Here is a 3,154-nt window from a genome sequence, read left to right as displayed (position 1 = left end):
AACCGGACCTTCGCCCTGCTGGTCATGAAAGGCCGCATTCGGGGCTTTGCTGCCATTCAACCGAAGTGCCAATCGCCCGGGAACAAGCCGAAGGCGCCGGGCGAGCGCCTGCCCGTCCCGGCGGGCTGGCGTTTTGGAGGCCGTGCGCCTCGTATGAGGTCAGACCGCCCGGCGCAGGTCCGGCAAGCCCTTCCGAGCGTTCCATGCATTCCGGAAAGACGCGTCAGATCGTGACGCCGCGCCGCCCCGCCAGATCGGTGAAATACTGCCAGGCCACGCGGCCCGACCGCGCGCCGCGTGTCGCCTGCCATTCGATGGCTTCGGCGCGGAGCGTTGCATCGTCGATTGCGATGCCATGGGCGTCGCAATAGCCCCGGATCATCGCCAGATAATCGTCCTGACTGCACGGATGGAACCCCAGCCAGAGACCGAAGCGGTCTGACAGCGACACCTTTTCCTCAACCGCCTCGGACGGGTTGATCGCGGTCGAACGCTCATTCTCGATCATGTCGCGCGGCATCAGGTGCCGCCGGTTCGACGTCGCGTAGAAAAGGACATTGTCGGGCCGCCCCTCAATCCCGCCATCCAACACCGCCTTCAGGCTCTTGTAATGCTGGTCGTCATGGGAGAACGACAGGTCATCGCAAAAGAGCACGAAACGATGGTCCCGCGCCGCGCGAAGATGCATCAGAAGCCGCCCGACCGAGGGCAGATCCTCGCGCGCCAGTTCGACAATCTTCAGCGTGAAGCCCTGCCGCCGCACCTCGGCATGGACCGCCTTCACCAGCGAGGATTTCCCCATCCCCCGCGCGCCCCAGAGAAGGGCGTTGTTGGCGGGCAGACCACGCGCGAATTGCAGCGTATTGGCCAGCAGCGTATCGCGCGACCGGTCGATGCCGATCAGAAGTGGCAGATCGACCCGATTGACATCCCGTACCGGTTCCAGTCGGTCGGGCTCCACATGCCAGACGAACGCCTCTGCCGCCTCGAAATCCGGTGCCCGGCGGGGCGCCGGCGCGAGGCGTTCCAACGCCTCGGCGATGCGGGTCAGAAGGTCGTCATTCATGCCTTGCCAGCCTCATCCTCAGGCTCGGGCTCATCGTCGTCGACCTCACCGAACAGGCTCTCATCCTCACCGAGGATGCCCTCGGCCCGCGCCTCTGCATCCTTCTTCTTCTCGACCCATTGAACGAGCAGGATCGACAATTCGTAAAGGCCGTAGACAACAACAAACAGCAGCACCTGCGTCGTCACATCCGGCGGGGTGACGATGGCGGCGACCGAGAGGATACCGACCACCGCATATTTGCGCACCCCGCGCAGACCGCGCGAACTGGCCAGCCCCGCCTTGCCCATCAGCGTCAGAAGGACCGGAAGCTGGAAGCAGAGGCCGAAGGCCACGATCATCTTCAGCGTGATGTCGAGCGTTTCATTGACCTTGCCGTTGAAGACGATGTCGATGCCGTGATCGGCCACCGGCTTGCGGACCCCATCCCCCGAAAAGACGGCAGCGAAATAGGATGGCAGATCGGCAAAGCCCAGAAAGAACTGCATCGCCAGTGGCACAACCACGAAATGCGCAAAGGATGCGCCGATCAGGAAAAGCACCGGCGAGGCGACAAGAAACGGCAGGAATGCCTGCTTTTCGGTCCGGTAAAGCCCCGGCGCCACAAACCGCCACATCTGATAGGCAATGACCGGGAACGACAGGCCGAGCCCGCCGACCATCGAGATGCGGATCAGGGTAAAGAAGTATTCCTGCGGCGCGGTGTATTGCATCACCGGATTGGCATTGCCGAGCGCCCGCATGGTTTTTTCAATCGGCAAAAGCAGGAAGTCCAACAGCATGCTGCCGAAGGAAAAGCAGATCACCATGCCAACAAGGAATGCCGCCAGCGACCAGAGGATGCGGGTGCGCAACTCGGCCAGATGCTCGATCAGCGGCGCGGTCGAGTCTTCGATATCGTCCTTGCTCATGCCTCACCCTTCTTCGCCGGGGATTTCGGCTTGGCCGCTGCCGGTTTCTTAGCAGTTGCTGTTTTCTTTGCCGCTGCCGGTTTCCTGGCTGCTGCGGGTTTGGCCGGGGGGGGCGCTGCCGGTTTCGAAGCCGCTGGCTTTGACGCGGGTTCGGGCTTGGCCTCTCCGGCCTTTGCGGCCAGGGTTTCGGCCACCTTCGCCTTGCGTTCGGCCGCCTCGGCGGCCTTCTTGTCGGCCAGGGCCTGCGTTGCCGGGCCCTTCGGTGTGGTCGAGGGTTTCGCCGGGTCCCATTTCTCGAACTTCGACGCCGCCTTATCCAGCGCATCAAGTCCAAGGTTCTTTTTCGAGGTCATGGCCCGCAATTCATCCGCCGTCTCCTTGACGCCGGTTTCCTTGGCCGCATCATCCATCGCGCGCTGGAACTCACGCCCCATCGCACGGGCCTTGGCGGTGAAACGTCCCAGCGTGCGGAACATCCCGGGCAGATCCTTTGGACCAACCACGATCAGCGCCACAACGCCGATGAGCAGAAGCTCACTCCAGCCGATGTCAAACATGTGCGCGTCCGCCCTTCAGGCGAAGGCCAAGGCTCAGACCTTGTCCTTCGTATCCTCGGGGGTCACGTCGCGGGCCTTGTCAGCCGAGGCCTGTTCGATCTCTTCGCTGCCGTCCTTCACACCCTTCTTGAAGGCGGTGATGCCCTTGCCGACCTCACCCATGAGCGATGAGACCTTGCCGCGGCCGAAAAGCACCAGAACCACGACGGCGATCAGAAGAAGGCCCGGAATGCCGATATTGTTGAGCATGTGTATCTCCCTGGGGGCGCATCCCCGCGCGCCCATATGTTGCCTTACCGATGTAGTCCCTCGCCGCGCGCACTCAAAGCGACAAAAGTCTGATAAAGTGATGCCGGGCCCTTGTCGGACCCCGGCAACTGACAGTATTTTGTCAGTTGCCCCACCGGAAAGCCCGCCCATGCGCCGCAATGACCGCCTGTTTCAGCTTCTGCGCCTTCTGCGTGACGGTCAATTGCACCGTGCGGTGGACCTGGCCGACGTGCTTGATGTGTCGGTCCGCACGATCTGGCGCGATATGGCGACACTGGTGGAACGCGGGCTGCCGGTCTCGGGCGAACGGGGCGTGGGTTATGTCCTGCGCGATTCGATCACCCTGCCCC

Annotated in this window: 5 protein-coding genes; 1 reads left to right on the top strand and 4 read right to left on the bottom strand. The window is 62.8% G+C overall.

Annotated features, from left to right (window positions below; all coding sequences use genetic code 11):
• Window positions 1–223 precede the first annotated feature (223 nt).
• Genes WBB85_RS08820 through WBB85_RS08805 form a run of 4 tightly spaced genes read right to left on the bottom strand, consistent with a single transcriptional unit; the run spans window position 224 to window position 2,783 of the window.
• A complete protein-coding gene (locus WBB85_RS08820) occupies window positions 224–1,066 on the bottom strand; it encodes an ATP-binding protein (RefSeq protein ID WP_432638252.1) in 843 nt (280 codons plus the stop codon).
• Window positions 1,063–1,977, bottom strand: coding sequence for a twin-arginine translocase subunit TatC (gene tatC / locus WBB85_RS08815; protein ID WP_432638251.1), 915 nt, complete (start codon window positions 1,975–1,977; stop codon window positions 1,063–1,065). The genes WBB85_RS08820 and tatC overlap by 4 nt, the downstream gene beginning before the upstream one ends.
• Entirely contained in the window at window positions 1,974–2,534 is a 561-nt protein-coding gene (gene tatB / locus WBB85_RS08810) for a Sec-independent protein translocase protein TatB (RefSeq protein WP_432638250.1), read from the bottom strand. Before tatB ends, tatC begins: the two co-directional genes overlap by 4 nt.
• A gap of 33 nt (window positions 2,535–2,567) precedes the next feature.
• A complete protein-coding gene (locus tag WBB85_RS08805) occupies window positions 2,568–2,783 on the bottom strand; it encodes a twin-arginine translocase TatA/TatE family subunit (RefSeq protein WP_432638249.1) in 216 nt (71 codons plus the stop codon).
• Window positions 2,784–2,952: 169 nt separating this feature from the next.
• On the opposite strand from WBB85_RS08805, the gene WBB85_RS08800 reads away from it, so the two are divergent.
• Window positions 2,953–3,154, top strand: a 202-nt coding sequence (locus tag WBB85_RS08800) for a helix-turn-helix domain-containing protein (RefSeq protein ID WP_432638248.1), incomplete at its 3' end; no start/stop codon positions are given.

It is taken from the genome of Albidovulum sp., from assembly GCF_049646345.1.
Classification (GTDB): Bacteria; Pseudomonadota; Alphaproteobacteria; order Rhodobacterales; family Rhodobacteraceae; genus Albidovulum.
Note: the sequence above shows the minus strand (reverse complement) of the source record. Positions and strands in the feature narration are given on the sequence as shown.

What these genes read in the sequence shown, in the direction of transcription:
- WBB85_RS08820 (WP_432638252.1), bottom strand. Translation starts at nt 1,066, where the DNA reads ATGAATGACGACCTTCTGACCCGCATCGCCGAGGCGTTGGAACGCCTC.
- tatC (WP_432638251.1), bottom strand. Translation starts at nt 1,977, where the DNA reads ATGAGCAAGGACGATATCGAAGACTCGACCGCGCCGCTGATCGAGCAT.
- tatB (WP_432638250.1), bottom strand. Translation starts at nt 2,534, where the DNA reads ATGTTTGACATCGGCTGGAGTGAGCTTCTGCTCATCGGCGTTGTGGCG.
- WBB85_RS08805 (WP_432638249.1), bottom strand. Translation starts at nt 2,783, where the DNA reads ATGCTCAACAATATCGGCATTCCGGGCCTTCTTCTGATCGCCGTCGTG.